General features: G+C 53.7%; 24 protein-coding genes and 1 pseudogene. 7 read left to right on the top strand and 18 right to left on the bottom strand.

The window, feature by feature from the left end:
* Positions 1 to 67: 67 nt before the first annotated feature.
* The 4 genes from Q2J34_RS04145 to Q2J34_RS04130 form a co-directional block, all read right to left on the bottom strand.
* Entirely contained in the window at positions 68 to 439 is a 372-nt protein-coding gene (locus tag Q2J34_RS04145) for a hypothetical protein (protein ID WP_300969350.1), read from the bottom strand.
* A 186-nt stretch (positions 440 to 625) separates the two neighbouring features.
* Positions 626 to 1,825: a T9SS type A sorting domain-containing protein gene (locus Q2J34_RS04140; protein ID WP_300969349.1), complete on the bottom strand. Its 1,200-nt coding sequence runs from the start codon at positions 1,823 to 1,825 to the stop codon at positions 626 to 628.
* Between the two features lie 27 nt (positions 1,826 to 1,852).
* Positions 1,853 to 3,475 (bottom strand): InlB B-repeat-containing protein, encoded by a 1,623-nt coding sequence (locus Q2J34_RS04135; protein WP_300969348.1) that lies wholly within the window; start codon positions 3,473 to 3,475, stop codon positions 1,853 to 1,855.
* A 49-nt stretch (positions 3,476 to 3,524) separates the two neighbouring features.
* Positions 3,525 to 4,220, bottom strand: a complete 696-nt coding sequence (locus tag Q2J34_RS04130) for an HmuY family protein (protein ID WP_300969347.1) — start codon at positions 4,218 to 4,220, stop codon at positions 3,525 to 3,527.
* Between the two features lie 303 nt (positions 4,221 to 4,523).
* Between Q2J34_RS04130 and Q2J34_RS04125 the strand changes: the two genes are divergently transcribed.
* The 3 genes from Q2J34_RS04125 to Q2J34_RS04115 all read left to right on the top strand — a co-directional run bounded on the left by Q2J34_RS04125 (position 4,524) and on the right by Q2J34_RS04115 (position 6,224).
* Positions 4,524 to 5,030 (top strand): RNA polymerase sigma factor, encoded by a 507-nt coding sequence (locus tag Q2J34_RS04125; protein ID WP_300969346.1) that lies wholly within the window; start codon positions 4,524 to 4,526, stop codon positions 5,028 to 5,030.
* A gap of 38 nt (positions 5,031 to 5,068) precedes the next feature.
* Positions 5,069 to 5,611, top strand: coding sequence for a hypothetical protein (locus Q2J34_RS04120; protein WP_300969345.1), 543 nt, complete (start codon positions 5,069 to 5,071; stop codon positions 5,609 to 5,611).
* Positions 5,612 to 5,687: 76 nt separating this feature from the next.
* Positions 5,688 to 6,224 carry a DUF4252 domain-containing protein gene (locus Q2J34_RS04115; RefSeq protein WP_300969344.1) on the top strand — a complete coding sequence of 179 codons (537 nt, stop codon included), beginning with the start codon at positions 5,688 to 5,690 and terminating at the stop codon, positions 6,222 to 6,224.
* 274 nt (positions 6,225 to 6,498) lie between these two features.
* Here the strand turns inward: Q2J34_RS04115 and Q2J34_RS04110 are convergent, their stop codons facing one another.
* From Q2J34_RS04110 to Q2J34_RS04045, 14 genes and pseudogenes are all read right to left on the bottom strand, one after another.
* On the bottom strand, positions 6,499 to 7,032 hold the full coding sequence (locus Q2J34_RS04110) for a CD225/dispanin family protein (RefSeq protein ID WP_025883915.1): 534 nt from the start codon (positions 7,030 to 7,032) through the stop codon (positions 6,499 to 6,501).
* Between the two features lie 304 nt (positions 7,033 to 7,336).
* Positions 7,337 to 7,816: a Csac_0668 family 2Fe-2S cluster-binding (seleno)protein gene (locus Q2J34_RS04105; protein ID WP_000700631.1), complete on the bottom strand. Its 480-nt coding sequence runs from the start codon at positions 7,814 to 7,816 to the stop codon at positions 7,337 to 7,339.
* Complete coding sequence (gene rlmD / locus Q2J34_RS04100; RefSeq protein ID WP_300969343.1) at positions 7,806 to 9,287, bottom strand: 23S rRNA (uracil(1939)-C(5))-methyltransferase RlmD; 1,482 nt, start codon at positions 9,285 to 9,287, stop codon at positions 7,806 to 7,808. The genes Q2J34_RS04105 and rlmD overlap by 11 nt, the downstream gene beginning before the upstream one ends.
* A gap of 3 nt (positions 9,288 to 9,290) precedes the next feature.
* Positions 9,291 to 10,688 (bottom strand): phosphoglucosamine mutase, encoded by a 1,398-nt coding sequence (glmM, locus tag Q2J34_RS04095; protein WP_300969342.1) that lies wholly within the window; start codon positions 10,686 to 10,688, stop codon positions 9,291 to 9,293.
* An 82-nt stretch (positions 10,689 to 10,770) separates the two neighbouring features.
* On the bottom strand, positions 10,771 to 11,400 hold the full coding sequence (locus Q2J34_RS04090) for a DUF4827 domain-containing protein (RefSeq protein WP_300969341.1): 630 nt from the start codon (positions 11,398 to 11,400) through the stop codon (positions 10,771 to 10,773).
* Positions 11,401 to 11,439: 39 nt separating this feature from the next.
* Positions 11,440 to 12,519 (bottom strand): DHH family phosphoesterase, encoded by a 1,080-nt coding sequence (locus Q2J34_RS04085; RefSeq protein WP_300969340.1) that lies wholly within the window; start codon positions 12,517 to 12,519, stop codon positions 11,440 to 11,442.
* A gap of 506 nt (positions 12,520 to 13,025) precedes the next feature.
* Positions 13,026 to 13,940, bottom strand: a complete 915-nt coding sequence (cbiB, locus tag Q2J34_RS04080) for an adenosylcobinamide-phosphate synthase CbiB (RefSeq protein WP_298889528.1) — start codon at positions 13,938 to 13,940, stop codon at positions 13,026 to 13,028.
* Position 13,941: 1 nt separating this feature from the next.
* On the bottom strand, positions 13,942 to 14,961 hold the full coding sequence (locus Q2J34_RS04075; protein ID WP_300969339.1) for a pyridoxal phosphate-dependent aminotransferase: 1,020 nt from the start codon (positions 14,959 to 14,961) through the stop codon (positions 13,942 to 13,944).
* The gene (locus tag Q2J34_RS04070) at positions 14,958 to 16,439 is read right to left on the bottom strand and encodes a cobyric acid synthase (protein WP_298889532.1); all 1,482 of its coding nucleotides are present in this window, start codon (positions 16,437 to 16,439) and stop codon (positions 14,958 to 14,960) included. Before Q2J34_RS04070 ends, Q2J34_RS04075 begins: the two co-directional genes overlap by 4 nt.
* On the bottom strand, positions 16,432 to 16,962 hold the full coding sequence (locus tag Q2J34_RS04065; RefSeq protein ID WP_298889533.1) for a histidine phosphatase family protein: 531 nt from the start codon (positions 16,960 to 16,962) through the stop codon (positions 16,432 to 16,434). The genes Q2J34_RS04070 and Q2J34_RS04065 overlap by 8 nt, the downstream gene beginning before the upstream one ends.
* Positions 16,963 to 16,967: 5 nt before the next feature.
* On the bottom strand, positions 16,968 to 17,753 hold the full coding sequence (cobS, locus tag Q2J34_RS04060) for an adenosylcobinamide-GDP ribazoletransferase (protein ID WP_298889535.1): 786 nt from the start codon (positions 17,751 to 17,753) through the stop codon (positions 16,968 to 16,970).
* A 23-nt stretch (positions 17,754 to 17,776) separates the two neighbouring features.
* The gene (cobT, locus tag Q2J34_RS04055) at positions 17,777 to 18,781 is read right to left on the bottom strand and encodes a nicotinate-nucleotide--dimethylbenzimidazole phosphoribosyltransferase (protein WP_300969338.1); all 1,005 of its coding nucleotides are present in this window, start codon (positions 18,779 to 18,781) and stop codon (positions 17,777 to 17,779) included.
* Positions 18,778 to 19,311, bottom strand: a complete 534-nt coding sequence (locus Q2J34_RS04050) for a bifunctional adenosylcobinamide kinase/adenosylcobinamide-phosphate guanylyltransferase (RefSeq protein WP_300970148.1) — start codon at positions 19,309 to 19,311, stop codon at positions 18,778 to 18,780. The genes cobT and Q2J34_RS04050 overlap by 4 nt, the downstream gene beginning before the upstream one ends.
* A 108-nt stretch (positions 19,312 to 19,419) precedes the next feature.
* Positions 19,420 to 19,860 (bottom strand): annotated as a pseudogene (locus tag Q2J34_RS04045) (histidine phosphatase family protein); the annotation flags it as partial.
* A gap of 291 nt (positions 19,861 to 20,151) precedes the next feature.
* Between Q2J34_RS04045 and Q2J34_RS04040 the strand changes: the two are divergent.
* The 4 genes from Q2J34_RS04040 to Q2J34_RS04025 all read left to right on the top strand — a co-directional run bounded on the left by Q2J34_RS04040 (position 20,152) and on the right by Q2J34_RS04025 (position 24,176).
* Positions 20,152 to 20,910: an Ig-like domain-containing protein gene (locus Q2J34_RS04040; protein ID WP_300969337.1), complete on the top strand. Its 759-nt coding sequence runs from the start codon at positions 20,152 to 20,154 to the stop codon at positions 20,908 to 20,910.
* A 27-nt stretch (positions 20,911 to 20,937) separates the two neighbouring features.
* Entirely contained in the window at positions 20,938 to 21,432 is a 495-nt protein-coding gene (locus Q2J34_RS04035) for a TlpA family protein disulfide reductase (RefSeq protein ID WP_298889541.1), read from the top strand.
* Positions 21,433 to 21,579: 147 nt separating this feature from the next.
* Positions 21,580 to 23,310: a DUF6029 family protein gene (locus Q2J34_RS04030; protein WP_300969336.1), complete on the top strand. Its 1,731-nt coding sequence runs from the start codon at positions 21,580 to 21,582 to the stop codon at positions 23,308 to 23,310.
* 41 nt (positions 23,311 to 23,351) lie between these two features.
* Positions 23,352 to 24,176 (top strand): Omp28 family outer membrane lipoprotein, encoded by an 825-nt coding sequence (locus Q2J34_RS04025; RefSeq protein ID WP_300969335.1) that lies wholly within the window; start codon positions 23,352 to 23,354, stop codon positions 24,174 to 24,176.
* Positions 24,177 to 24,185 lie beyond the last annotated feature (9 nt).

Below are 24,185 nucleotides of genomic sequence, written 5' to 3'. Positions count from 1 at the left end.
CTACTACGTCTCGGGCTGTTGTGAGATTGAGCCTATACGACAGTTAACTCAATAAGCGTAAGGTCGTCTAGCTCTTTTGGGACTTACTAACTTCTCCGACCCAGAGAGAGACTATGAGGAGTAGCTGCAGCGCAAAGGCGTAGATCCAATATCTATCTAACCAGAATAAGAGGCTAAACAGAGGGAGTATATAGCTAGTGCCTAAGACTATGAGGAGCTTTTTGATACCTATGATTGGGTAGTCTCCATGATTAACCTTGCGACAGACCCAGGCGACCAGTACGATCAGTAGGAATGTGACCGAGAGTGCTAGACTCTTTGCCATCTGCACATGAAGCTCACTAGAGGCTTCTCCTAGAGAGGAGACCATCAGCACCCAAGCGGCAATGAAGGAGCAAAACCATGAGAAGTTGCTATCTAGGTGGAATCTGTTTTTCATAAGGATCGTACTACTTTTCTTTCTGCATTGAGTCTGGCTACAAATGTACGAATTGTCATTCAGCTCCCCAACTTCGCACATCTTACGTATAACGCACCCCATAGAACACACGACTCGCTCATCCCGTATGCAAGTGCGCACGAGATGAGCGAGTCGTGTACCTAAGGTTGCTGGCTAGAGTGGCTCCTAGCGAACGACCTTGAAGGTCTGGCTACCAACCTTGATTAGGTAAGAGCCAGCGGGGAGTGTAGCTGTACTGATAGTAGCCACGCCCGCTACGGGCTCTACGACCTGTAGGCATTGCCCCTGTAAGTCATAGAGAGCTACGGCGGTCGTCGCATTGGTAATCGTCCAGCTCATATCGTCACAGACCAAATGACTCTGAGAGGGTGTCGCTAGGGGCTCTAAGCCGAGTGGCTTATTGGACTCATAGACGAATGTCCCGCCACTGTCCACATCGGTCGCCACGGCGTCTTTGGAGCCATTGTACAGTAGCGGATAGTTGAGAGCCTCTAGGTTATAGTTCTTAAATCCATAGAGGAAAAGACGTGCCAACGTGGGGAGAGGATAGTAAGTCTTAGCGGCTGGTTGTCCCGTCTTAAATGTAAACTGATAGATAAACCCGCCACTACCTAGGGCTACTAGATTGCCCTTGTCATCATAGTCAAGAACCGTCTCAACGAGATCACTCCCCGCCTTGAGATAGGAGAGCCCTAGCATGTACCTCCCATCTGCGTCAAAGGTTATCTCCTCTGACTCAAAGGGGCTTCCGTCTGGATTCACGGCTGTGCGCTTGTAGAGCTGCCCCCTCTTGTTGTATTCGAGCGTAGTGGTAAAGCCTTCGTACCACTCAAAGGCATTAGGATCCAGAAAGTGAACCGTAGCTTTGCTCGGTAGTCCCTCGGCACTATATTCTATATTAAGCTTGTAGTCCTCCACGAGAGTAGTATCCTCGGGGTTGGTGTTGAGGTTGTTCCAGCGCACGAAGAGGGTCATCTGCCCCTGGTCGTTGTATGTATAGCAGTAGCGCCTGGCGATGACTAGGTCGTCAAAGCCACTACGCTCTCCATACTCCACCTGCTCGATGCACTGGTGCTTGTCATTGTAGAGATAATCTAGGTATAGCCCTGCTTTGCGTTGTCTCGTTATCGTATCCGTCTCGAAGTAGCTACAGCGGGTGATGTCGTTGTGGGCATTGTATTCAAATTCAATATCCTGATCACCAAAGACGCCGACCACCTTAGAAAGACGATAGGTGGCTTGATCTGGTACGTGGTAGAAATCGCTGAGAGCCTTCAGATTGTTTTCCAGCATCTGAGCGGATAAAAGTATGGTGCTGCCTAATAGTAGGTAGAGGAGGCAGAGAGTCCTGTGTAGTGCTTTCATATTGAGAAGTGATGTTGTAGTCTTTGTCTAAAGAGATAGTTTGAGTGTTGTCTCACCGATCGTAAGGAGGTAGAGACCAGAGGGAGTACTGGTAAGGTCTATCTGCTCCGTGCTAGCTCCCGTAGCCACGGTAGTGAAGATAGTCTCGCCGAGCCGTGTGTACAGTGTAATAGGAGTGCCAGCAGATGCTCCAGTGATGGTCAGGTGATCTGAAGAAACCTCTACGGTGTAGCAAGTCTCTCCTACTGGGCTACTGACTGCATTACTATTACCCACTCTAGTGAAGGTCGCCTCAACACGGACGTTGTAACCATCTATGAAGAAGTATCGGTCCTCTAGGATGTCCTCCCCGTTAGCTCTAAGGTACTTAAGCTCATAGCCCTCATCTGGGGTGCAGGTGAGCTGTACTTTGGTGCCGTCTGGCACAGCATTGAGGTCGGGGCAGTCGGGCTTTACCTCGCCCTTGCCCAGCTTAACGATCGTCACCTTGTAGGTGTCCACTGGGATAAGCTTGTAGGAGGCACTGATCTCTACATCACTCGCTACGGAGATATACTTCTCAGCCGTAATGTCTTTGTCTCCAGCCATTAGATGCTCTAACTCATAGCCCTCATCGGGGGTGCAGATGAAGTGTAGGATAGCCCCCTCGGGGACCTTTGTGAGGTCATACTCTCGCTCCTTTACTGTAAGGGTACCGTGCTCAGGCTTCTGAAGTGAGACACGATAGCTCTTGACAGGGCTAAAGGTTGGCGTGACGGTGACATCAGCCTTGACGATGAGTGTGCGGGTGTTGGTAATGTCCTCTGTACCTGCCATAAGCTTGGTCAGGGCATACCCATCCTCAGGCTCTGCGGTAAAGGTCACTGCGCTACCCGCCAGGAGGTGCGTCAGGTCTACACCCTCGGGAGCTACGATGCGGCCATGTTCAGCCTGAGCTATGGTTACCTTGTGATAGCTCTGCTGGGGAGCGATGATTACTTTGCCCGCATACTCCTCCTTGCCATCGAGGGTGATGGACATTACCTCGTTGAGCTCTGCCACCTTAGCACCGCTGGGGGAGGTGATAGCACATCCCTCGAGGGTTAGCTCCTTGAAATAGCCGATAGAAACCATCCCATCGTCGTGGAGGGTTGATGCGGTGACATAAGCTTTGTCAATCAAAAGGAGAGAAGAGACGAAGTCGCCCACGAGTCCGCCATTGAGCCCGATGGCTGTAACGGATACCCCATCGGCAATGGTCAGGCTAGCCCCAGATCGACAAGCATAGGCATAAGCCTGCTCAGAAGTAATGCTGAGAGAGCCAGAACCTGTAATGCGGACGGACGAACGCATCGTGATGGCGTCATCAGAGCCTGTGCATACGAGCTGGTTGGTGCCCTCGACCTGTATAGTTATTTCGTCAGACATCCAGCCTGTGAGTATCCTCGAGATGGTATTGATCTGGACATCTCGCAGTGTGAGCGTCCTAGTTGCAGCCGTCCAGGAGACGGAGCCCTTCTGGTCTGCCGGAAGTAGCTGAGCCTGATCTGTAGCGGGGTCAAAGGGCTTCTCCATAAAAGTCATCTCCTGCGCACCCACTGGGAGGGTGAATAGCCACAAGGATAGGGCTACGCCAAAGAGCTTTAGGAGCCGTAGTAATTGTTGATTCATTGATTGATTGCGTTTTGATGTTTGTATAGCACGTAGCGTAGTCGTCTTGCTACTTCTTATCTACCTGTATGGCATACTGGATTGTGATGTAGCCACGGTGCTTCTTGTTGTCCTGATAGTCTAGGACGCGCATGCGTACGATCTCTCCAGAGGCTGAGCGGACGAGATAGATACCGTTGTCTACTATGACCTGAGGTGGCATACCCTCCTGCCAGATAGCTCCCTTGTTGAGATAGCTGCCATAGCCATCACACTCAGAGGAGAGGAGGAAGTTAGCCTGCTGCATCTCATACTTAGTCCTATGAGAGCCGAGCCCATCATCTTCAAACTGCATCAGGAGTAGCCCCTCACGATCTAGCTCCCACTGGTTATCCTTAGGTGTAGGTATTTCCTCTGTAAGGATCTTCTGCTTGGCAATGCGCACAGCAGCGCCCTTGCCTTTGCCCGACACTCCACCATTGGTCTTGAAGTCGTAGCGGTGCAGGCCGAGATCCCACGAGAGGTCATTGGCTGGGTCAGTCACCTGGACCAGCTCACCAGTAGCAAAGTTTAGGTAGACCCACTTGGTATAGTCAGTCGCATCGATGGTCATTCGCTTGACCATCCACTCCTTCTCAGGATTAGCAGGTGGTGCGGCGGGCGTGTCTGGAGTGTTAGGGTTTTCTGGCGTAGGCTTCGGCGCAGGCTTGTCACAAGCAGCGCACAGGAGCAGTACCAAGAGTGTAAGTAGTGAGAGTTTCTTCATAATAGTTGTTTTGCTTTTATCGTATTTCAAATTGGCTGTGCAAAGGTACTATTTGACATCTATGCTTATCAATACCTACTTGAAGGTATTTCCATACTCCTCGCACCAGTTTCTACGCACTCGCCTGAGGAGGGTGTGCGTCTAGTGCCACTAGTAGCACTAGTACCCCTAGCTAACTTTGTGCTATGCGTTGCAACATTTCGGCGACTCACTCGTCTTAATGATGTACGACGCTCTTCTGGACCGTTAGTCCGAGCGGAATACAGTTACACATTGAATAGTTTTTAGTTTACAGTGATTACAATGGATGGAGCCACTTTCATACAGACCTACGTCCCCCTACGGCCGACGATCTTACAGGTCTGTATGGCTCTTCTATCCAACGAGATGGAGGCTGAGGATGTGACCCAAGATGTGCTCATCAAGCTCTGGGAGCAACGAGACCATCTAGAGGAGGTCGCCTCACCGAAAGCTTACGCCATCCGCATCGCTCGCAACAAATGCATCGACACGCTACGGGCGCCAGCACAGCGTCTGCGCAATGCGGAGGAGCCCACAGAACTAGAGATGCCTCTAGTCACGACGACACCCCAAGAGCAACTCATAGCCCAGGAGCAGCTAGCACGCATCGACGACTGGGTCGCTACGCTTCCTGAGCAGCAGCAAGAGGTGTGGAGACTACGACAGGAGCTCATGCTCACCAACGAAGAAACCGCCCAGCGTATGGGACTCAAAGAGGTGACCGTCCGATCAATGATCTCACGACTGCGCAAGGAGGCACGAAAGCTTTTTGCAGATATGGAGGCGTAATCCGCATACCTTATTATATATAGAATACAGAAGCCACTATGATACATTCATCACACGACATAGATCAGCTACTAGAGCGCTACTACGACGGGTTATCCACGCCCGACGAGGAGTTTGTCCTCTACCTAGCACTCCTTCAGGAGGAGCCAGGATCGCCATACTATGCCGATCGTATGCTCCTAGAGGCTACACTGCAGCGTGCTGCCTCACAGACGAAGAGCTCAGAGGCAGAGCCATCCCTATCCTATCAAGCCACCCCTCGCTGGAAGGTGTGGGTGCGTAAGTACGCAGCCGTCGCTGCCGTACTACTCATCGGTGGCGTAGGGGTCTCCGTCTTCCAGTGGGGACGCAATAGCCGACAGGCAGAGCTATCCCTTCGCAATGGTCAGCCCATACCGCAGGAGCAGGTCAATGAGTATACGCTCGCTGCTCTCACCAAGCTGGGAGACTGTGTAGAGCTATGCTCTGAGCAAAATGAGCAGATAGACCAACTCTTCGGTCGCCTACAAGACTCTTACCAGAGCTCGATGGAGAAGATCCCCTTTGTCTCAGAGGGTGGGTGGACCCTGACGGGCAATTGATTTCGTCTATGATTGCAACAATCTGCTCTCTCAAACGACTTATATATAGAATCTCTGATACAGACACGTACAGATTATGAAAGCATACATTACTCATCTCTCACGTCTGAGCATCGTCACGCTCACGATGCTCCTCCTGATGGGACTACCCGCAGTAGCACAGCGTGGCTCAGCCCGTACACGTATCAACACGTCTAGACTCATGGAGATCAAAAACGTGGATGTCATATATATATCCCCCGCAATGCTCCAGAGCGTACCCAAGGCGAGCCTTAAGATAGACGGCGCTGACGCTATGTCAGGCATCATGGACGGCATCACATCGATACATATCTACACCTCCTCCGACCGCAAGGCGATACAAGAGCTACGTCGTACCTTCGCCCCTATCACAGAGCTACGTAATGCTGACCTGGAGCAGCTAATGTATGTCAAGAACGAAGACGGCGTCGTCAACTTGATCGGACAGTTACAGGGCGACAACGCCTCCGAGCTATACATGATCGTCACGGGCGATGACGAATACACGGTGATCAATTTCTCGGGGAGCTTCTCCCGTCGACAGCTCGAAAAGGCGGTCACCCAAGACAACAGTCGCAGGCACAAAAGGTAACTCTTGTCTCTTGTACACCTAGACCCATCTACTTAACCTTTCAATAAGTACCTACAAACGGGCTACACGTAACTGTAGCAACTTGCGAAGCGTGACCATACGTGAGTACCGTACACACTTCATACACGGCGAGCCCATAAGGCTCCGTGTGGCAAGACTGTTTTGTGATTAGTTTTAGTTGTAAATTGAACAGAAGCGACGAGAGGGAGCCCCACCACGGGGACTCCCTCTCTTTTGACTTGATAGAACTATCGAATAGGTCTACACCATGCCTTTAGTATTGACTCAAGGCAAAGGCGGAAGCTCCTGTGACAGCAATGATAATTGCGTATATGATACCAATCACTGCTCCCGCGACGGCTGAGATAATCGCCCACTTGCGAGCGTTGCGGCTCGAAGCATTAGCACCCTCGTAGTCGCCCTGTAGGAAGCGAGAGGAGACCTGCGTTGAGTAGACGATGGCGACGATTCCACCAGGCAAACAGCAGAGGAGCGTCACGAGGATGCTCCAGACGAGGTAGTTGGGAGGCATAACCTGACCGTTTGGCGTCTGAGGCTGGGGATTGCCATAGGAAGGAGCAGCGTTGTAAGCCGGCGCCTGTGGAGGAACTGTGGGCTGAGCCATCTCTGGTCCTGGAGTCTGTGGTGCAAAGAATGAGCTAAGCTCAGCGACCTGCTGTGCCGGCATCCAGTCACTCATGCCCTCTGTCCATACAGGAGTCTCAGGGGTGAGCTGCTGTGTAGCCAGCTGGTCGATGGTAAACGGGCCACTCTTCTCCCCATTGATGACGAGATAGTACTGTTTCATAGTCTATATGTTTTGTGATTAGAGTTGGGATATATGACTTGTCTTCATACAGTGTCCAGAGGCATATCCAGACTTAGTCGTAAGCGACTGACGATGCTTTTGGCGATGGGCGCTGTAATCTGCCGTTTCTTGTGCGAAGTTAAGCAATTCTTACTATTCGATCCTATGCGCTCTTCTCCTGCTACTCAGTACGCTCCAGTAGCACCACATGCTCAACCCCTATGGTTATGGGGAACATATCCACGCTCGTAGATGGAAACATATCAAAGATTGGCTCTCGTTTGTAGGAACATATCGACTGTAATTATTTCATTTTCAAACCTTTATCGATAGCTTCCTGAATAATCTTATGACAACAAACTCCCAACGGATTGTTTTCTTTACAATTAGAATTTTTCATTGCCCCAGTGATGGCATTTACTTCTTTTACGGATTTCGCGCCATGCTTTACAACTGCTTCAATTACCTGATTTTCTGTTACTTCGCTACAATAACAAGCATACTTAGGATCTGCATCTTTCTTAAACCAGATAGGAACTCTAACTTGGTCTTTCAAGAATTTTATTTCATTATCTAAGTTATAGTAAACAACGTCGCAGTCCTCGTTCATGCAAATCTTATATTGATCTCCGTTAACAGCATTACGATAATCATCTACCACTAGATGTTCAACAGTTACTTTACTAACGGAAATCCCTTCATTATTACATACAGGACAATTGTCTTTAATTTGATCCGGCTTTTCTGTTTTGCATCCACAACAACATTCATTATTAATCTTCATCTTCCCCTATTTCTATATCTAAATGATGTTCTGTATTTAGTTTGGACAACAGAGCTACCGTCTCCACGTGATGCGTATGGGGAAACATGTCGACAGCGCAAGCCTTCACGGCTCTGTACTGCCCCTCAGCCGTAAGAAGAGCTAAGTCTCGTGCCTGGGTCGCAGGGTTGCAACTGACATAGACGATGCGCTGTGGAGCCGCCCGCAGGATTACCTCTACGACGGGCGCATCCATACCTGCACGTGGCGGGTCGGTCACCAGAACATCAGGACGACCATGCGCTGCGACGAAGTCATCTGTCAGGATAGCCTTCATATCTCCAGCGTAGAATGTGGAATTGACAATCCCATTCTGGTCTCTATTGACAAACGCATCCTCGACAGCCTCTGGCACATACTCGATCCCGATGACAGAACGACAGCTTTGTGCCAAGTAGTTGGCAATCGTCCCAGCACCTGTGTAGAGGTCGTAGACCACCTCATCGCCCGTGAGCTGAGCATATTCACGCACCTTCTCATAGAGTCGCTCCGCCTGCCGACTATTCGTCTGATAGAAGGACTTAGGTCCGATACGGTAACGCAAGCCGTGCATATCCTCCTCGATGTATGGCGCGCCGCTGTAGAGCTGCGCTGGGAGGTCGGCTAGGCTGTCGTTGAGCTTCGTATTGACCATGTAGTAGAGTGACGTGATCTGGGGGAAGCGCACACGCAGTGCCTCGAGGAGCTGTACGCGCAGCTCCTCGGTGCCCTCAGCAAAAGCAATCAAAACCATCAGCCCGCCCAGGGTCGTGGTGCGGATCAGGAGCGTTCGCATCACACCCTCGTGCGCTCTCTGGTCGTAGTAAGGGTACTCCTCCCAGCGCGCTAGGCAGTAGTCATTGAGATAGTCTCGTATCTCCGAAGCTATCGGGTCGGCTATCTGACAAGTCACGCCATGCAGGTCTAGTACCTTGTCAAACATACCAGCCTTGTGAAAGCCCACCCCGCAAAGCTCCTGTTCGCTCGCCTCCTCGGGCAAGCTTTTGAGCTCCTCCTCGGTGAGCCAGCGCTTCTTGCTAAAGGTGAACTCGACCTTGTTGCGGTAGTGCCACGGATCCTCACAACCTACAATCGGCTCGGTCTCTTCGATTGCTATGTGTCCGATGCGGGTCATCGCGTCTGCAGCTTGCTGCGCTTTGCCACGAAGCTGCTCCTCGTAGGGTAGCTGCTGCCACTTGCAGCCGCCACAAGTGCCAAAGACCTCACAGCGAGGCTCCACACGCAGTGGCGAAGGTTCTAGCAGCTCCTCGATGGTGCCTGTCATATAGCTCCGCTTGGAGCGACCTACACGTATGCGACAGCGGTCACCTGGTGCCGCATAGGGGACGAAGAGCACCTTGTCCTCGACATGTGCTACACATTGCCCCTCGGCACCCATCCGCTCGATGAGTACATCGTCTAGATATCTAGGCTCTTTGCGACCTCTTGCCATAGGCTACTTGCGGGCTAGCTGCTGCTCGACGAGAGAGACGTACTCATCAGCCAGTGCCGAGGCAGCCTCCTCGGTGGGAGCCTCCGTATAGACACGGACTATCGGCTCCGTATTGCTGGGACGTACCTGCACCCACGAGTCGTCGAAGTCGATCTTCAGACCATCCTCTGTCAGGGGCTTCAGCGAGGCGACCTCACGCTCTAAGTTTGCAAAGAGGGCTACCGCATCCGTCCCCGCAGGTAGCTCCACACGACGCTTGCACATGGCGTAGTCGGGGTAGCGCTTACGTAGCAGGCTAACTGTCTCGCCGCTCTTTGCCAAGTGCGTGAGGAAGAGCGCGATGCCGACGAGCGCATCGCGTCCGGCATGCAGATGCGGATAGATGACACCGCCATTGCCCTCGCCGCCGATGAGTGCATCGGTCTCTCGCATACGCTTGACCACGTTGACCTCGCCGACCGCTGCGGGCGTGTAGCTACCGCCATGCTGCTCGGTGATGTCGCGCAGAGCGCGTGTCGAACTCATGTTGGAGACCGTGTTGCCACCCTCATGATAGCCTAGGAGGTAGTCAGCGACAGAGACCAGTGTGTACTCCTCGCCAAAGGGGTGCCCCGTCTCGTCAATGATCGCTAGGCGATCCACGTCTGGGTCGACCGAAAAGCCTACATCGGCACGTGCTATGCGTACCAGCTCGCAGAGATCTACGAGGTGGCTGGGTAGTGGCTCCGGGTTGTGCGCAAACTTACCGTCGGGGGTGTCGTTGATCCCTCTCCACTGCTTGACGCCCAGTGCCTCAAAGAGCGGGGGCAGAGCGATAGCTCCGACCGAGTTGATCGGATCGTAGGCGACAGTCAGCTCAGCCTTGCGGATAGCCTCCACGTCCACCTCGGGCAGTGCGAGGATTGCGTCGATATGCTTCTGCAGATACGAGTCGGTCGAGATGACCTGTCCCAAATCTTCTACCGAAGCAAAAGGCACGGTGTGATCCTCCGAGAGACGTAGCACTTCGTTGCCACGATCTGCATTGAGGAAGGTGCCGTCGCTACCTAGGAACTTCAGCGCGTTCCACTGGATCGGGTTGTGCGAAGCGGTGATGATGATTCCGCCGTTGGCACGGTGTCCTAAGACAGCCATCTCCGTAGTGGGTGTCGTAGCCAGTCCTATATTGATTACATCGCAGCCCATACCAAGCAGCGTGCCTATGACCACTTGCTGCACCATCTCTCCCGATAGTCTGGCGTCGCGTCCCACCACGATGGTTGGTCTGCTGATAGACTCGTAGAGCTTGATGTGCTGTGCATACCCCACGACAAAGTGTGCTATCGTCAGTGGGTTGAAGCCGTCTGTCGGAGAGCCTCCGACCGTGCCACGTATTCCAGAGATTGATTTGATGACCGTCATAGTTTTGATTAAGTGTGTTGTTGCAAAAATGAATAGTTTGCGTCCCGTATCACGAGACAGCACCTAAGAGGTCCGTAGGACGCTAGGCCTCCTCTACAAACTGGTACCATACCTCCTCGCAATACATCGGTGCACCCGCATTGTATGCGACATTGGGCCCGAGGAGGAAGGGAACGAGAAGACGTATCCTAGCACCATCGCCCACCATCGTGAGCGGATAGGCGACGCCCTCACACATTAGCGCATCGATGGAGTGGCCGTATTGCTCTTGGATCAGCTTATAGTGGACAGAACCCGTACGGTCGCGGGTATTGACGTAGATAAACTCCGTAGACTGCTGGTAACCCTTAGAGAGGTTGTCAAAGGCGTGGTTGTAGTTTGGTGCGATGAAGCGACCTTTCATACGTAGCATGACGCGCGTACGCTCAGGCTTGGCCAGCTCGCCACCTTTGTTGAGGACCTGCATGTAGACGCCATTGGGGAACTTGTACCACACATTGGGGTCAAACTCGCGCTGCTCCTCGGCACCCTCCTGCACGTTCATTCCTTGCTCCTGGACGAAGTTGTCTATCATCTTCTTCTCGTCGCGTAGCATCTCCGAGAGCGACTTGATATGCTGCTTATCGCGACAGCTGGTCAAGGCACCCTGCCCCAGTAGGAGCATCAGGACGAGTGTCACAAGGGTGGTGATGGTATGGTTTGTTGCTTTCATATATCTATTGTCTAATCTCTAATTTCTAACTTCTAATCTCTAACAACCCGGGTAATCCTGTACGAGCTGGCGCAGTCCCTGCCACACGAGTGCTAGCGCATCCGACAGCGTGCCTTGGTACTCAGCACCTGCAGCGTTCAGATGCCCGCCCCCATCAAAGAGTTTGCTCGCCACCTCATTGACAGGCAAGTTACCTTGCGAGCGCAGTGAGATCTTAACTGGTTCGTCGGGATCACGTTGCTCCCTAAGGAACGCAACTGCTCGTATACCCGCCACATCAAGGGGCACATTAACAAGACCCTCTGTATCTCCAGGCTCTATGCCAAAGCGGTCAAAGTCTTCCTGTCTGAGCGTAAAGACCGCCACCCCTAGATCGAGGTCGTAAGTCGTGCGCTCGTTGATGATATAGCCGAGGAGGCGCTGTCGGCTCAGCTTGTCACTCTTGAAGATCCGTAGCACGATCTCCTCATGCCTTGCACCGACCTCTAGGAGATGAGCGATGGTCCTAAAGAGCGTCGGCGTAATCTGGCCATGTCGCAAGAGTCCCGTATCGGTATAGGTCGCTGCCAGCAAGCAGGTCGCCATATCGGCACCGCCATGTAGCTCTAGCTCTCTCGACTCACCACCAAGTAGCTCCGCTATGAGGAAGCCCGTAGCACACGCCGAGGTGTCGCTATACATCTCATCGACCAGTCCCATCTCAGGCTCTGGATGATGGTCTATCATCACGGAGCGCACCTCGGGCTTACGCACGACCTCAGCGATCAAGGGCTCAAGCGGGTTGCCGATGCGCCCCAAATGGTTGAAGTCGACCAAAAGCAGTAGCCTAGCTTGAGCCAATATATGACGTATCGGCTCTAAGTCGCTCTGCGGTGAGAGCTGATGTATCGTCTCAGCGCCAGGGAGCCAGAGGAGGTTGTCCGGCATACGCCCCACGACCATGATAGAGACCTCGTTAGCACCGCGTGCTAGCAGATAGCTACGTAGAGCCAAGGCACTGCCTATGCAGTCCCCGTCGGGCGACTTGTGTCCTACGATGACGACACGACGCTCACCCTCGCCTCCTAGGGAGGTAAGATCCAGAGTGTCTGATAAAGGTCTATTGCTCAGCTGCGACATAGAGATCGGGAAAGGTATACACCCGCAAAGATACGAAATTAGAGGTTAGATGTTAGAGATTAGATTCGAGTGGCACTAGTAGCCCCTAGCCTACGGGCAACAGCCAACAGCCAAAAAGTAGGGGAAATTCAGCGCCGGCTCGTTACAATTATTTAGATCTGACTACATGTCGAGGCGGTGCTGTGTCGGAGAAAACTGATTTCCACGTGGATATTTCGAAATCCCCACGTGGAGAATAAAAAATTCTTCGGAGGAATGAAATAAAACTTCGGAAGAATCAAATGAAACTTCGGAAGAATCAAAACGCCCCCACGTGGAAAATAAAAAACATCCACGTGGAGATTTGAGATTCCCCACGTGGATATTCGAGAAAGGAGGGAATCGGACAAATTTCCCCGTAAAGATGTGTAAATAGTGGTTAGAGGTTAGAGACTTTCGCTAGGAGGGCTAGTGATCCCAGTGGCACTAGAGTCTCTAGTCTTTGGCTTTTAGCCTTTTGCCGATTTCTAGCGATAGAGATAGGTGAGGAGAACGAGTAGACTGGCGAGCAGCGTGACAGCGATGACGATGCGGATGGTGCGTCGGAGTGTCTGTGCAGTGACAGGATGGATCGGGGTGCCGATATAGGGCTTCTCGACGAGCATACCGTGGTAGATGTTGGGCCCGCCAAACTGCACCCCAAGGATACCCGCCAGAGCCGACTCGGGATAGCCCGAATTGGGACTAGCATGCTTGCGTGCATCCCGCCACACGGTGCGCACGGCTCGCCGACTCGGAGCCACGAGGAGCATCAGGAGCGCCGTGAGACGAGACGGAATATAGTTCGCAGCGTCATCGAGGATACGTGCCGCAAAGTAGCCGAAGTCTTTGTAGTGCTGATCTTTGTAGCCGATCATGGAGTCGAGCGTATTGATCATTTTATAAGCCATCATGAGCGGCACCCCACCCAGAGCGTAGAAGCAGAGCGGAGCGATGACGCCGTCGGAGAGATTCTCCGCAAGTGTCTCCAGCACAGCGGTGCGGATCTGCGCAAAGGTGAGCTGCGAGGTGTCACGACCCACGATCCACGAGAGACGCTTGCGAGCCCCCTCGAGGTCGTCAGCCACCACATAACGCTCTACCGCCAAGGCTTCGCCGATCAAGCTCCGCGGGCAGATCGCAAAGAAGAAAAAGATCGTCTGCCAAGCCAATAAGACGTAACGATAGTCCGCTAGGAGCCATTCGACAGCATAGAAAAAGCCCCAGACGCCCAGCACGAGCGTGAGGGCGAGGAGTGTGCCTTTTGCCTTCTGATGGGGCGGATGGTTGAGCCACCGCTCGCCCCATGCGATGAGCTGCCCAAAGAGTCGTATCGGATGGAGTGCCCAGCGGGGATCACCGAGGAGCAGGTCGAGGAGCAGGCCGAAGAGTAGCGGGTACATACTATAAGTAGCTTGACAAACCACGGAGCAACGCTTGACCAGCTTCGGGAGACTGCACCGAGAGGCGGAAGTGGCGAGGCGTGAGCGAGCGGAAGTTGGCCGCATCTCGGATCAAGACTCCATGCTGCGTGACGAGGTACTCCTTGAGCTGAGCGGCGGCGCCTCGGTCCTCATCTAGACAAGCGAGGAAGTAAGGTGTAGGACTGGGTATCAGCGAGACACCGGCGATCTGCGCCTCCTCGTGAGCGAGGTGCTGCGCCTCCCGCACCAAGCCCGCAGCATCAGGTAGCAACTGCTCGTAATGCTGGCAGATGTAAGCACCCGCCTCTAGGGCAAGGGCATTGACGCTCCACGGTGAGCGAAGTGGCTCTAGGCGTGCCAGCAAGGAGGGGTGAGCAACAATGTAGCCGAGACGTATGCCTGGGAGCGCAAAGCTCTTGGTCAGCGAACGAACGATGATCAGATTGGGGTGATGCGTCACTTCGTCTAGGAGCGTCACTGGCTCGGCACAGAGCTCGGCGTAGGCTTCGTCCACGATCACGTAACTATCTGGATGCGCCGAGCAATAGTTGAGCAGTGCAGCTCGATGCGAGATCTCACCATCGGGATTGTTTGGCAGAGCACTCCAGAGAAGGTCCACAGAGGCACTTTGGCTGGCTATATCGCTTGTCGGGATATAGGTAATGTGATGGCGATAAAGCTGGCAAGCGTCCTCATACTCAGCAAAGGAGGGAACGGTGATGAGCGTCTCGCCTCCCGCAAAGAGATGCGCTAAGAGGTAAAAAGCCTCCGTTGATCCACTGGTCACTAGTAGCCAGTCGGGATCAAGGTGCCAGTGCTGTGCCAAGAGCTCCCGCAACTCCTTCGCCTGAGGGTCTGGATAGTGTGTCAAGCTCTCTAGCCTCCCTGAGAGATAGTCTATAATTTCGCCCGCATGATTGCGGTAAGGTACATTGCTAGAGAAGTCGTAGCGCACGAGCGCTCCGTAGCTGTATCGGTCGTCCCCGTGTCCTACTATCATACGTTACGCAGACTTTGTAGCATATACTCTATGTCTAGATGCTGACGCATGTGCTCGGCGAGGCGGTCGTAAGCCGCTTCGCGTGTAGCAAAGGTGCGCTCTAGGTGGAAGGTTCGATCCGGAGCTACCTCGTGCAGGATCTGCTGCACGATCGCTTCATTGTCCCAGATGCCGTGCATGTAGCTACCCCACAGGCGAGGAGAGACCCAGTAGCCGTCGGGCGTTTCACCAGCCCTCATAACTACCGGTGAGTCGGGCGCATCGACGGGCTGCGTCACCCCGCAGTGGATCTCGTAGCCCTGACAATCGGGAGTACCCGTAGGGAGGTAGGTAAAAGTGGAGGTACGTACCGCTTTATTGCTCTGCAGCGTGGTCTCTGTGGGTAGAAGTCCTAAACCACAGACGGTACGCGGCTCGCCCTCGACGCCATCGCTGTCGGTGATGCGCAGACCCATCATCTGATAACCGCCGCAGATGCCATAGAGTGGCCGGCCCGCCTTGTGGTGAGCCTGGATGACCGCATCGAGCCCCTCAGCTTGTAGCCAGAGGAGGTCGTCGATCGTGTTCTTACTCCCGGGGAGCATGATGATGTCCGCCTGGCGCAGCGCCTCCGCATCGGAAGTGAAGTAGAGCGTGACGCCAGAGATGAAGCGTAGCGAGTCAAAGTCGGTGAAGTTGGAGATGTGAGGCAGTCGCACCACTGCCACATTGAGTGTGTCGGGTCGAGGCTGCGCAGCGTAGCTATCGATGGAGACCCCATCCTCAGCATCTATCTGCATATTGGGCAGGTAAGGGAGCAGCCCCACGACTGGCACTTTGGTCAACTCCTGAATGATCTCCCGCCCCGAGTCAAAGAGCGAGCTGTCGCCTCGAAACTTATTGATGATGATCCCCTTGATCGCAGCGCGCTCTGCAGGGGGCAAGAGCTCGATCGTCCCGTAGAGGCTACCGAAGATCCCCCCACGCTCGATGTCTGCCACGAGGTAAACGTCAGCACCCGTACGCAGTGCCACCCGCATGTTGACAATGTCCATGGGCCATAAGTTGACCTCCGAGATGCTGCCGGCACCCTCTATCACGATCGGGTTGTACTGGCTCGCTAGCCTGTCGAACGCTTTCATCGCTTCTACAAAGAGAGGCTTGCGCTGCTCCGCATTGAAGTAAGAGCGTGCCGACTGATTGCCCACCGCCTTGCCATTGAGGATCACTTGCGTCGTCTGATCGGCCGTCGGCTTGAGGAGGATCGGGTTCATATCGGTGTGACAAGGTATGCCACACGCCTCCGCCTGCACTGCTTGCGCACGACCTATCTCGCCCTCTTCGGGGGTGGGATAGCTATTGAGCGACATGTTTTGCGCCTTAAAGGGAGCAGGCTTATACCCCTCCTGCAGCAAGATACGACAGATGCCTGTCGCCACGATGGACTTCCCTACGTCGGAGCCTGTTCCGACGAGCATGATCGGCTTTAGCTTATTCATATTGATAGATTTCTCCAAAGTTAACCTCTTGCGCCATCGCTTCGCTAGGCGAGAGCTTGCCCAGCAAAATACGATAAGCGCGAATGACCCCTGCGTGCGTCACAAGCAGCGTCTGACGATCCTTGTCCCGCTCCGCCTCAAAGTCTGCAACCCGCGCCAGTAGGTCGTCGTGACTCTCGCCCTCCGCTGTCTTAGCGTGCCAGTAGTCGGCAAACCAGGCTCGTCCCGCCTCTTGCTCGTAGACCTCCTGCCAAGAGAGCCCTTCCCATGCGCCAAAGTTCAGTTCGCGCAGTCGCTCGTCCTGACAAGTGGTCAGTCCCTTGGTCAGGGCTATCGCCTCAGCGAGGACAGCACAACGGAGCGATGGACTACTGTAGATCTTGTCTAGCTGAACCTCCCTCAGCTCTGCGACGATCTGCTGCGCATAGCGAGGGTACTCCTCCGAGAGTGGCACTTCGAGCCAGCCGTAGCAGATGCCTTTCGGTAGGGCAACAGGGGTGTGACGCACGAGGTAGAGACTCATACCGGTCAGGCGTAGATAGTTACCACAAGTGTGACCAGCAGTAGCGTCAGCTCAGCCAAGCAGACGATAGCTCCCAGCACATCGCCCGTGTGTCCGCCGATACGCTTGTTGCTAATACGCATGATCAGTAGCGACTGCCCTATCATCAGCACGGGAGCCACAACGGCAGCCTGCCAGGGCAGGAGCAAGAGGGCTAGGAGTGCCCAGACAGCCGCTATGAGTAGCGTCTTCGTAGTGACCGCTTGTCGCAGATGCGTTGCCTTGCTCGCCTCGCCACTCTTACGTGCGTAGGTCGAGAGGCGCATCACGAGGATGGGCATCCAGCGCGCCACCACAGCCATAGCCACGATCGTCCCGATGGCGGTCTCGTAAGGTATGTAGCTCAGCAGGACGACACGGCTCATGAGGAGCATCACCAGCCCCAGTATACCGTACACGCCTGTCGCGCTGTCCTTCATAATGCGTAGCGTCGTATCCCTATCGTGATACCCTCCGAAAGCATCGCAATAGTCCGACAAGCCATCCTCATGCATCCCGCCCGTGACAACTAAGCCAACGATCACGCTCATCACCGCAGCCACCGCATTTGGTAGATAGTAGCCAGCCAAAGCGTAGATCCCCGCCATCACAGCTCCTACGATCGCTCCCAGCAGAGGAAAGTAGCGAAAGGACGCTTCCATACGTTCCTCACGATACTCCACGTGTCCCACCGGTATGCGGGTGTAGAAGAGTAGCGAGAGACGAAGCAGGTCCCACTCAGAGCGTATCGTGCGCCACAGATGCCAAGCCATAGGTCAATGAGTCTCTTTTCTTGTTAGTCTACACGGCACACCGCCGCATCGTCAAAGCCGCGCATATTATTCATAAAGGCAACGGCCGACTGAATGATCGGATAGGCAACGAGTGCGCCCGTACCCTCGCCGAGGCGCATCTCTAGGGACAAGATCGCTTCTCCGCCTAGATAGTCGATCATCGCTTGGTGTCCTGGCTCTTCGGAGGTGTGAGCGAAGAGTACATTGTCCACAATGCGTGGCTCCATCTCGTGTGCCACCATAAAGGCTGAGGTAGCGATCACTCCATCCGCAAGGATCAGCATACCCCTCTTATACGCCTCTAGGACACCGCCACAGATGGCGGCAATCTCTAGCCCGCCCATCTGCGACAATAGCTCCATAGGACTCTGCGGATTGTAGCGTGCAGCCACCGCCTCGAGCACCTTCGCCTTATGCTCTAGCCCTGAGCCACGCAGTCCCGAGCCTGGGCCAATGATCGAGGTGATAGAGCGTCCTGTGATCTTGTGTAGGATCAGCGTCGCTGGCGAAGTATTGCCGATGCCCATCTCGCCGAAGGCAATCACATTAGCTCCTCGCTCCGCCTCTTGCGTCACACACTGAGCACCGATCAGCATTGCCTCAGCACACTCCTCGGTCGTCATAGCTGGCTCGTGAAGCATATTGCGGGTGCCGTGCATCACCTTAGCCGACTCGATACGACAAGTCTCAGGAAAGTCGTAGTCGACGCCAACATCTATGACACGCAGACGAAAGCCATTTTGCCGTGCCAAGACACTACAAGCTCCGCCCCCCGAGACGAAGTTGATGCATTGCTGCCAGGTGATCTCCTTAGGACAGGGACTCACGCCCTCCTCGACGATCCCATGATCTGCGGCCATCACCAGTAGCACGGGATCGACCAGCTGAGGCGTCACGCTATGCTGTATCATGCCCACCTTGTAGGCGATGCGCTCTAGTTGCCCCAGCGAACCCTTTGGCTTCGTGCGACTGTCGATCCGCTCTTGTAGTGTCTCCTCAAAAGTCATATCTCTCTATATAAGTCTGAAATCAATTCCGTCCGTAAAGCTCTGCCAGAGACCATCAAGTAAGCTTCGTCAGCCGTGGCAGATACATATTGGTTGACCCATCCCTGCAGATCTACGAAAGCTCGTGAACCCGCATCGGGAGCGTGCAGGCTCATACCGATCTCGTTGCTCACCACGATGAGCGTATCCGCCTCGCAGTGATGCAGCAACTGCTGCCACTCACGACGCGCCTCGCTGAGCGAAGCCTCAGCGTCAAACTCCAAGTCGCTGTATATATTCGTCAGCCACAGCGTCACGCAGTCTATCAATACGACACGCCCTGCTATCTGCGTCTGGCTCAGGTAGCGCGGCTCCTCGATAGTAGTCCACTCAGGTCCCCGATCCGCTTGGTGACGCGCTATGCGACGCTCGAAGTCCTCGTCCCAGTGACGTGCCGTAGCAAGGTATATCGGCCGGTCAGAGAGCGAGCGCGCCAGTCGCTGAGCGTAGCCACTCTTGCCACTGCGTTGCCCACCCGATATGTAGATCACTCGAGGGCGCTGACAAAGCTTGCCATCCTCATATAGACGATAGTCCCCATTGGGTAGGAAAGTGATCTCCTCCACCTTGTCTAGAGGTCCGCCCTGGAGCAATGCCTCTAGCACCCTCATGGTAAAGCCGTGCCCCATGAGCAGTACCAGATCCTCTGTATTGCTGTGCCGCTGCTTTAACTCCTCCAGGAAGCTCTGCAGACGCTCCGCAATAGCCTCCACCGTCTCGATCTCGTTTGGCTCCTCCTCTAGTGGCGGGAGCTCAACAAAGGGGCGCCCCTCCCATCGTCCGAAGGCACGCTCGCGCAGTCGTTCGTCCAGCACCAAAGGAGCCTTACAGCCACTCGACGACATCATCAGCTCAGCCGAGCGGCGTGCCCGTAGCTGATCACTACTATATATATGTGTGATGGGGCATCCCTTCAGTCTGTCCCCCAACTGTAGACATTGCGCCACCCCTCGTCGGGTCAGCGTGCCAGCTGTCTGCCCCTGACAGATAGAGCGCAAGTTCTCCTCCGTCTCTCCGTGACGTGCTATAAGCAATCGCATAGATCAGTCTCTAGATTAAAAAGGCTCCTTACAGAAGCCTCATGCAAAGGTAACGAATTTAGCGGTTAGCTGTTAGCTCTTGGCTGTTAGCTCTTGGCCGTTAGCCTTTGGCTGTTGGCTATTGGCTAGTGCTACTAGAGCCCCTAGCACTCCGATCCGCTCTGATCCACTCCGATAGCCAAAAGCTAACAGCTAACAGCCAAAAACCAAAAACCAAAAGCTCTCCCATTTGCAAGATATTTATTACCTTTGGCGGTGTTAAACTACTTCGAAACTTAACTAAGCATTCCAATGAAAGCAACTTATCTATCACTCACACTAGCTCTCATCTCGCTAGTTCTCTTTACATCTTGTGGCCCTGAGGCCAACAAGCCCACCCCTGAGGTGACCAGCATAACGCTCCAGAAGTCTGCTGCCACACTGCAGACTGGAGAGACGCTAGAGCTCACGGCCACCGTCTCACCGGCTGATGCTAAGGTGACATTCTCTTCAAGTAACACCGCTGTCGCAACAGTTTGCGAGAAGGGTGTCGTCAAGGCTATCGCACCAGGCACAGCTACCATCACGGCTCAGGCCGGTGACAAGAAGGCTACCTGCACCATCACTGTCATTGAGGGCAAGAACGTTTCTATCTTTAACAAGCTAGATGGCAAGAAGTACCCCTCAGGCAGCACCATCGACTACGTAACAACTATATCTGAGGAAGATGCTGGGAACTGTGACCTAGACCTCCTCTTTAGCGTCATCAAGACGATGAAATACAAGACTGAGATAACCTTCGACAATGAGTTCGATGGATTTATCTGCATAGGTGAGTGCGAGACGGTCAATAACATAAAATCCTATAAGGCTGATGCTACAGAGTACACAGCAGATAGCGAGAAGGGCCCTATCAAGAATAAGGGTGATATGACTGGTGGTTGGCTCCACTTCAAGCTCTCTACACCTGCTGGTGAGACCTACAAGAACCGGATCGTCGTCAAGCTCATCCCTGAAGATGGTAGCGAGACTCTCTCTTGGACGATCAACGTCGCAATCACCGTCAAGTAACACACACCTAAATCAATAGACACTGATATGAAGCACGTTCTAACTATACTACTATCCCTCATAGTAGTCACTCTAGCGCAAGCCCAGCTACCTCAGGTCGAGCTCAAGGATCTACAGAACAATGTAGTCAACACGAGCGAACTGAGTAACGACGGCAAGCCCTTTATCATCTCATTCTTCGCCACCTGGTGCAAGCCTTGTCTCCGTGAGCTCAAGGCGATACACGAGGAGTATGTAGACTGGCAGGAGGAGACGGGCGTCAAGCTCATCGCTGTATCGATCGATGAGGGGCAAAACGCTGACCGCGTCAAGCCGCTAGTCGATGCGCTAGGCTTTGAGTACGAAGTCTTACTGGATCCCAATGGAGACTTCAAGCGAGCTATGAATGTCAATATGATACCCCACGTATTCGTCATCGATGGCAAGGGGCGTGTCGCATTCTCTCATAGCGGATACACCGATGGTGGTGAGCAAGAGCTCATCGCAAAGGTGCGTGAGCTACTACAAGCCACAGAAGAGTAACTAGATCATAGCACAAAGTAAGAGGAGAGACCTAGCACCCACATAGAGTGCTAGCATCTCTCCTCTGAGATGTTTTGACAAGCTAACGGACCGAATACGATCGATCCTTCTATTTTTCAACCCTCCTTTTTTTTAGACACAATCTATATGCGATATACGCTACGCATCGTACGGCACCTTTGCATACTATCCTGTATGGGCCTCGCTACACTAACGGCCCTCACGGCTCAAAGTGATAGCGAGTGGAAGCCTTGGGACAAGTTCTCCCCCTCCTTTAGCGTGCAGAGCGATATGCTCTTCTCTCTAGACAACAAAGCTAACGGGTACAAAACCTGGATGGGCAATAGCTACGTAACAGGTACCCTACGAAATAACTACCTCGAGCTAGGACTTCGCTACGAAGAGCTACTACGACCCATGCCCGGTCACGAGCCTGAGCAGGGGCGTGGCATACCACACCTACACCTCAAGGGCTTCGTAGGCAAGTATGCTGAGGTCACGCTGGGTGACTTCTACGATCAGTTTGGATCAGGCATCCTCTTCCGCAGCTATGAGGAGCGTACCTTAGGCATTGACAATGCCGTACGAGGTGTACACGTATCTCTCACTCCATACGACGGCGTACGACTCAAGGGATTCACAGGTCAGCAGCGCAACTACTTCGACCGCACCTTCCGCCTATTCAACAAAGATCGTGGCTTCATATCAGGTGCTGATGGAGAGCTCGCTATCCACCAGTGGGTACCAGCTCTACGAGACAATCAGATGACGCTCACACTAGGCGGTGCTTATGTCAATAAGGTCGAAGGCGATGAGATCATACCCGTAGAGACGCCCGCAGGGATGACAGGTCCCATGCGACTCAACCTGCCCCGTCAGGTGCACGCCTTCGGGGGGCGCGCTAAGTTTACACTCGGTGGATGGGTACTCAACGGCGAGTACGCCTACAAGAGTAGCGACCCCACAGCGACCAACCACTACATCTACTCTCCCGGCTCTGTAGCTATGCTCTCCACCTCCTACTCACAGCGTGGGCTGAGCCTCCTGCTACAAGCTAAGCGTAGCGAAAACTTCAACTACCTCTCGGCTCGCTCTTCTGTCGGTACGCCTCTACATATCAACCACCTGCCAGCCTTTACCGCTAATCATACCTACACCCTCGCAGCACTCTACCCCTACGCTACACAGCCTGATGGCGAGTGGGCTCTACAGGGTGACATACGCTATACCATCCCCAGAGGTACCCTCCTAGGCGGTAAGTATGGCACTGGACTACGAGTCAACTATGCACATGTCAGAGGCCTCAAGAGCGTCGCTACAGACCAGCTTCCTCTAGATGCGGAGAAGAACAAGCTCTATGGCACTGACGGCTATCAGCACCCCTTCTTTGGCATGGGTGAGCTATACTACTCGGACTTCAACTTCGAGCTGAGCAAGAAGTTCTCTCGCACCGTCTCCATGACCTTCGAGTACTACCACCAGATCTACAACCAGCAGGTCGTCGAGGGGCACGCCATCAATAACCCGCTCGTCTATAGCAACATCTTCGTCCTCGACGGCAAGTTTAGACTAGCTCCTCGCTACACGCTACGCACCGAGCTACAGTACCTATACAGTCGTCAGGCTGAGGGTAGCTGGCTCTTTGGTCTGGCCGAGCTATCAGTAGCACCACACTGGATGATCTCCCTATCGGATCAGTACAATATAGACGCCACCAAGGAGCACTACTACATGGGCTCACTCACCTACGCCAAGGGCAATCACCGCCTACAGCTCGGCTACGGACGTACACGCGCTGGTATCAACTGCTCTGGGGGCGTATGCCGCTATATGCCCGAGACGAAGGGTATATACCTAAGCTACAACGGATCATTCTAATGCGCCGCCACTTCATTATCACATTTGACCATTATATCAAGATGAAACTATATACACGCTATACAATCCTCTCAGCTCTAGCTCTCATCCTTATGGCAGCCTGCAAGCCTATGCCTGAGAGTGAGCGATTCATTCCCAATGAGATCGAGACCACAAAGGGGCGCTCCGTACTCATCGAGGACTACAGTGGTGTGGGCTGTATCAACTGCCCGGGCGCTGCTCAGACGATCACCGAGGCCGCACAGCCACATGGCAACAAGGTAGTCATCGTTGCGATACACGGGAGCAATACCGGCATCGGCACACGACCCAAGGAGGACCCCAAGGGGCTATACAATCTCGAGGCAAAGACCTACTTCGAGCGACTCCATTCGGACAAACTACCTGTTGCGACATTCAATCGTCGTCCGCTAGCCAGCAATGGTGACAAAACCTTTAGCACCAGTGCTGCACAGTGGCCTGGCGAGATGCAAGCGGTGCGCGAGCTTCCGCAGCTCTACAAGATAGACCTGCAGGTCTCTGAGAGCAACCGCAAGGTTACGGCACAATGCACCGCTACCGCTCTAGAGGGTGCCGAGGTAGCTACAGATCCAGAGCTATACCTACAGCTCTGGCTCATCGAGGACGACATCATAGCTCCCCAGCACTTTTCAGCTAGACTCCAGGAGGACTACCAGCACAATCACATCTTCCGTCAGACGCTCAACGGCATCGACGGAGAGGCTTACCAGCTGGGCAAGAGCTACGACAAGACCAGCGCCATCGAGCGAGAGGTCATCAACCCCGACCACTGCTCCGTCGTCGCTATACTCTACGACCACAAGACTGGCGAGGTCTACGAGGTCACAAAGGCTCCGTTACGGTAATCCCCAGCG

The sequence above is a fragment of the Porphyromonas vaginalis genome, assembly GCF_958301595.1.
Taxonomy (GTDB): domain Bacteria; phylum Bacteroidota; class Bacteroidia; order Bacteroidales; family Porphyromonadaceae; genus Porphyromonas; species Porphyromonas vaginalis.
The sequence above is the reverse complement of the archived record's forward strand: the minus strand, read 5'-3'. Positions and strand labels throughout refer to the sequence as shown.

What these genes read in the sequence shown, in the direction of transcription:
- Q2J34_RS04040 (WP_300969337.1), top strand. Translation starts at nt 20,152, where the DNA reads ATGAAAGCAACTTATCTATCACTCACACTAGCTCTCATCTCGCTAGTT.
- Q2J34_RS04105 (WP_000700631.1), bottom strand. Translation starts at nt 7,816, where the DNA reads ATGAAGATTAATAATGAATGTTGTTGTGGATGCAAAACAGAAAAGCCG.
- Q2J34_RS04110 (WP_025883915.1), bottom strand. Translation starts at nt 7,032, where the DNA reads ATGAAACAGTACTATCTCGTCATCAATGGGGAGAAGAGTGGCCCGTTT.
- Q2J34_RS04120 (WP_300969345.1), top strand. Translation starts at nt 5,069, where the DNA reads ATGATACATTCATCACACGACATAGATCAGCTACTAGAGCGCTACTAC.
- Q2J34_RS04140 (WP_300969349.1), bottom strand. Translation starts at nt 1,825, where the DNA reads ATGAAAGCACTACACAGGACTCTCTGCCTCCTCTACCTACTATTAGGC.
- Q2J34_RS04035 (WP_298889541.1), top strand. Translation starts at nt 20,938, where the DNA reads ATGAAGCACGTTCTAACTATACTACTATCCCTCATAGTAGTCACTCTA.
- Q2J34_RS04075 (WP_300969339.1), bottom strand. Translation starts at nt 14,961, where the DNA reads ATGATAGTAGGACACGGGGACGACCGATACAGCTACGGAGCGCTCGTG.
- Q2J34_RS04070 (WP_298889532.1), bottom strand. Translation starts at nt 16,439, where the DNA reads ATGAATAAGCTAAAGCCGATCATGCTCGTCGGAACAGGCTCCGACGTA.
- Q2J34_RS04125 (WP_300969346.1), top strand. Translation starts at nt 4,524, where the DNA reads ATGGATGGAGCCACTTTCATACAGACCTACGTCCCCCTACGGCCGACG.
- Q2J34_RS04135 (WP_300969348.1), bottom strand. Translation starts at nt 3,475, where the DNA reads ATGAATCAACAATTACTACGGCTCCTAAAGCTCTTTGGCGTAGCCCTA.
- Q2J34_RS04085 (WP_300969340.1), bottom strand. Translation starts at nt 12,519, where the DNA reads ATGTCGCAGCTGAGCAATAGACCTTTATCAGACACTCTGGATCTTACC.
- Q2J34_RS04030 (WP_300969336.1), top strand. Translation starts at nt 21,580, where the DNA reads ATGCGATATACGCTACGCATCGTACGGCACCTTTGCATACTATCCTGT.
- cobS (WP_298889535.1), bottom strand. Translation starts at nt 17,753, where the DNA reads ATGGCTTGGCATCTGTGGCGCACGATACGCTCTGAGTGGGACCTGCTT.
- Q2J34_RS04025 (WP_300969335.1), top strand. Translation starts at nt 23,352, where the DNA reads ATGAAACTATATACACGCTATACAATCCTCTCAGCTCTAGCTCTCATC.
- cobT (WP_300969338.1), bottom strand. Translation starts at nt 18,781, where the DNA reads ATGACTTTTGAGGAGACACTACAAGAGCGGATCGACAGTCGCACGAAG.
- Q2J34_RS04130 (WP_300969347.1), bottom strand. Translation starts at nt 4,220, where the DNA reads ATGAAGAAACTCTCACTACTTACACTCTTGGTACTGCTCCTGTGCGCT.
- rlmD (WP_300969343.1), bottom strand. Translation starts at nt 9,287, where the DNA reads ATGGCAAGAGGTCGCAAAGAGCCTAGATATCTAGACGATGTACTCATC.
- Q2J34_RS04090 (WP_300969341.1), bottom strand. Translation starts at nt 11,400, where the DNA reads ATGAAAGCAACAAACCATACCATCACCACCCTTGTGACACTCGTCCTG.
- Q2J34_RS04145 (WP_300969350.1), bottom strand. Translation starts at nt 439, where the DNA reads ATGAAAAACAGATTCCACCTAGATAGCAACTTCTCATGGTTTTGCTCC.
- Q2J34_RS04115 (WP_300969344.1), top strand. Translation starts at nt 5,688, where the DNA reads ATGAAAGCATACATTACTCATCTCTCACGTCTGAGCATCGTCACGCTC.
- cbiB (WP_298889528.1), bottom strand. Translation starts at nt 13,940, where the DNA reads ATGTACCCGCTACTCTTCGGCCTGCTCCTCGACCTGCTCCTCGGTGAT.
- Q2J34_RS04065 (WP_298889533.1), bottom strand. Translation starts at nt 16,962, where the DNA reads ATGAGTCTCTACCTCGTGCGTCACACCCCTGTTGCCCTACCGAAAGGC.
- glmM (WP_300969342.1), bottom strand. Translation starts at nt 10,688, where the DNA reads ATGACGGTCATCAAATCAATCTCTGGAATACGTGGCACGGTCGGAGGC.